Origin of the sequence: Modestobacter marinus (assembly GCF_019799945.1) — a bacterium.
GTDB lineage: Bacteria > Actinomycetota > Actinomycetes > Mycobacteriales > Geodermatophilaceae > Modestobacter > Modestobacter marinus_B.
The window spans coordinates 1-4,358 of sequence record NZ_JABGCH010000075.1 but is presented as its reverse complement, the minus strand read 5'-3'; the positions used below and the strand labels follow the sequence as shown (position 1 = coordinate 4,358).

Here is a 4,358-nt window from a genome sequence, read left to right as displayed (position 1 = left end):
ATAAAAATTCACCCTTCTCAATTAATGACCACATGGCATATTTCAAACCCTATTAGAATAATGCCAAGTGTGTATTTAAAATATATACAATATACTAGCAACAAGTATATATATAATTAAAAATATATATATATACGGTATTAAAATTTTCGGGGTCTCACAATACCTCCCCCTTAACAGGATTTCGTCCCCGAAATCAGCCGTCAGCAGACAGATAAAATACTTCACACATATGTATATATATTTATATACATAAATCAAGGAAATAACAATTATCTGCCAAATCAAATAAATAAATATTATTTATATACATCACAGAGTAAGATTATGTTGAGAAGTAGAAGCAGCAGTTACAGACACCTTTTGTAATCTGTCTAAAATTTCCTGCTGTACTTCTTTAATCTTATCATTATACTTCTCCAACTCTGTAATCTTTGGATCCATTTCTTTAGCATATGAATCCAACATACGCCTTAACTCTCTATTCTCACGTGTCAGTATCCTATTTTTCATTCGAGTCTCCTTAAGTAACTGTCGTAGACTCTCAACTTCGTCAATTCTGGCTCGCACTTCTGCTGTCCTAGCTTTCAGACGCAGAGCTATATTTTGTACAGAACTTGTAGTTCTAGAACAAAGTGCAAGAGACTCATACAAGGCTTCTATATCAGACCTTTGTGTAAGCATCCCTTCATTTTGAGGAATAACTAAAGGTTGATGTAGTTGAGCATCCAAAGACTCATTCAAATCAGGAATCATGTTAACGGAAGATGGAGATGCCATTGCAAAAACTTAAGAAATCTCAGGAGATTTTTGATAAAAGAATGGTGTAGTTTACGATGCAGAAATGCATTTAAAAGCATTGATATCAGACAGCAAAATCTACTGTTCTCCAACTTTTGAAAAAAAAATATCCAACAACTGTATCTGCCGATACGTTTTCAGAAAATCAATCATTTGTCAAAAAGTAAACAGTACTAGTACTCATTTTTCAAAAAGTAAACAGTACTGGCACTCATTTTTCAAAAAGTAAACAGTAGTAGTACTCATTTTTCAAAAAGTAATTTTGTCCGCTCTACCGACAATTCACATCAGTTCGAATACATTTTCAGAGAATCAATTATTTGTCAAAAAGTGAACAGTTCTAGCACTCGTTTGTCAAAAAGTAATTTTGTCTGCTTTACCGACAATTCAAATCAGTCTGAATACGTTATCAGAAAATCTCGCTTTATCAAAAAGTACACAGTAATTAGTCTGATACGCTTCAAATCAGTTTGAATTTCTCAACCAAACGTATATTCAAATTTTTGTATAAATTTGGCTCTCCTCTTTCCATCTACTCATCCCACTCTATCTTTCGTTCCTATATCTGAAAATGCAGCATCTCATTTTGATTCATGAAAATCATCTTCATGTTCTACCATTGCATAAAATTTTTGTTCAATATCTACTCTTAACTCCATTTCTGAAATTCTTTAAGAATGTCAGAAGAAATGCTTTCTTCTATCACTACCACTAGAAACAGCTTTATTTATCCTCATTCACCAAAAATTGGTATTTGCTTCAATCTCCATCGTTACATGTAACAATAGAAGCTATATCACTTTTTGTTATGTGTTCCATCTTGCTGGTTTCCTGCTCCTCATAGCTACTTCCCTCAATTCGCCAACTGAGAATTTACCTTCTCAGTTTCAAGCTCTATTATTAAAAGTAGCATTCACAAGAGCTCGTAGCGAAGCAGAGATGGATTATGGGTTATCATTCAGGGACAACAATGGGTCTTTACCATTAACGAAAATCTTTAACAGATTTTTGTTAGGTGAGAAGCCAGTCCGAAAGATGTCAGCCCTACCATGCGCTCACTCTCTTCTGTCATAGTTATCTAAGCTATACAGAAGTTTCTAAGGTGTAGGACAACACCTTGAAAGATGATCCGAAACTATGGTTTCCTAAGTAAGGAAATCTGACCTCACCATCATCATCTTGCTTTCCTCATCTCCTTGAGAATATCAGTGAGTCATCATCATCATCATGATCTTGTTTATTCTTATCTTTACCATGATGATATTTGAGAAGTATCCACATCATGAATCTCATCTTTTCATGATAATATTTGTGATGCATCCTCATCATGAATCTCAGAATAACGGATCACCCCTAAATATGGTTTTTGAGGATACTGCTATAGATCCTTTATAATGCCATTTAGGTGGATCATAGTAGTTGATACTTGCCTCCACAACTTGTATCTCTCATGGGTAACTATTGATTCCTATTAATCTCAAGAGTATGGGTCACTGTTTGTATCCCCTAAATATAATTTTTATGGAGATAACTATTGATCCCTATTAATTATATCTTGGGAATCAAACATAGTTGAGTGTGCATGTGTTACATCGACATGCATTTCCAAGCAATCCTTTCCATACTCTAACATATAGACTTTGAGGTTGATTCTACCAGGCATGCAGTAGTCTGTCAAAGATTATATCATATGCATCCTCAAAGTGCATCTCCAAACAATTCATACTCTAAGATATATTCTTTGGTATGAAGATTTAGCCAGCAATTTCATCAGAATACGAAGAAAATACTCTATTATCCATGTAATAGCAGTCAAACTACTTCACCGACCTAAATCTCCAAGCGATATGTATTCTAAAGAATACTCTTTGGTATGAAGAGATTTAGCCAACTCTAAAGGAATGAAGTCTCAAGGTCCGAGAAAATTTGGAGCTTCTAAGCCTCAAATACTTGTTTCAAAGTTCAAGACTTAAGCTGTGGAAATACTTGTAATGTTTGTATCTACCATATGTAAATACCACTTACTACCACTGTACACTTGATTATGATTTGTATAAAAATCAAGCATCAAGAAAATCATCCTCTATGAAATAATTGTGCTTTCATAATTTCAAGTATTTCTACCATAATCAACTGTTATGTGTAATCTCAATAGACTACTAATGATCCATACCAGAATCATTCACATATAAATATCACTAATGATTCTTCACGAATCATAATCACATAATTACACATTTTCTCTACCAAAGAAACAAGATTATACTCATAATATACCATCACTCAGGTATTGTACTTTATCTCATATTTATACAAGTATTCATACACAAATATCATACACACATACATATACACACATATATATGTATATACACAACCATCATACATATATATATAAACACATATATATATACATGTACACACATACGTCTGCCCTAATCTCAATCCAAGTAAGTTACTATAACTCTACTTTACCGGATCGAAGGGCTCTAAATCATCACCTACTAAAGATGAATTCACCTCCCCCTTAGGATTAGACATCTCAGTCCAAACCTTAAGTTACAAATACTACAACTCAGTAACTCATTCATGGATAGTGTTTCTCTTTCGTGACTAGTACTCACTCAACAACCAAAAGCTCTGATACCAAAACTTGTAACACCCCACACAGGGTACCCCCTATGCGGAAATGCCACAGTGACACAAAATACCAAGCGCTTATCTTTTAAATAATTTCATTTAAAATTTATTGAGTTTAAAACAATTTTTCAAAAATACGCGTGCGGAAGACTTTAAATAATTTACAACATCTCAAAAATTAAAGATAGCGCTGAGTACTAGTTTGTATCATGAGTACAGTCCCGTAATGTACTCGAATTCCAGAAACATCCATTTAGTTTACTGAGTTAGATAGTATATCGTGCTAACACATAGCAGAAAATAAACAACACCAGAAATTTACGTGGTTGGGCAATTTGCTTACGTCCACGGGCGAGTCGCCATTTTTTTCACTTTTATTAATATTGAGAATCGTATTACATGAATACAATATTTTCATTTCTCAACAAAACATTCACATCCTTCCACATTCTCATGGCTGTCAACAAATTTATCATCAGCCAAATATCACATATTAAAATCACCACATCTGTAATTATTTATAAATATTACAGAATATATCCATCACTTTTTCACAATAAATAATCTCACACTACATGCATGCTTTATGCATATGACAGATATACGATGCAATGCTCATGCAGTCATACCTGCCATTTCCACTGTTCTGCATTTTTTCTGCAAAACATCAAATATTCACCACAGATGGCCACCTTATTTTAAGGTTCACAACCATCAAAACATCAAATATCACAACAGATGGCCACCTCATTTTAGGGTGTCACAACCATCCGGGATGACTACCTCACCAGGTACACATCATCCTACCACAACAGCATTCCTTCGCCCCCAGTTGCTAGGGAATGAATACCACCCAGTCACCACCATGACTGTCACACATTGACTTGCTGTTTTTAGCAAGGGTGATATATTAGTGC

At 34.2% G+C, this 4,358-nt stretch carries 1 protein-coding gene; it reads right to left on the bottom strand.

Features of this window, described 5'->3' with window-relative positions; all coding sequences use genetic code 11:
- Positions 1-312: 312 nt before the first annotated feature.
- Positions 313-780, bottom strand: a complete 468-nt coding sequence (locus HK417_RS24070; protein WP_222273139.1) for a hypothetical protein — start codon at positions 778-780, stop codon at positions 313-315.
- Between the last annotated feature and the right edge of the window lie 3,578 nt (positions 781-4,358).

Coding starts and splice junctions, on each gene's coding strand:
- HK417_RS24070 (WP_222273139.1), bottom strand. CDS start 780: ATGGCATCTCCATCTTCCGTTAACATGATTCCTGATTTGAATGAGTCT.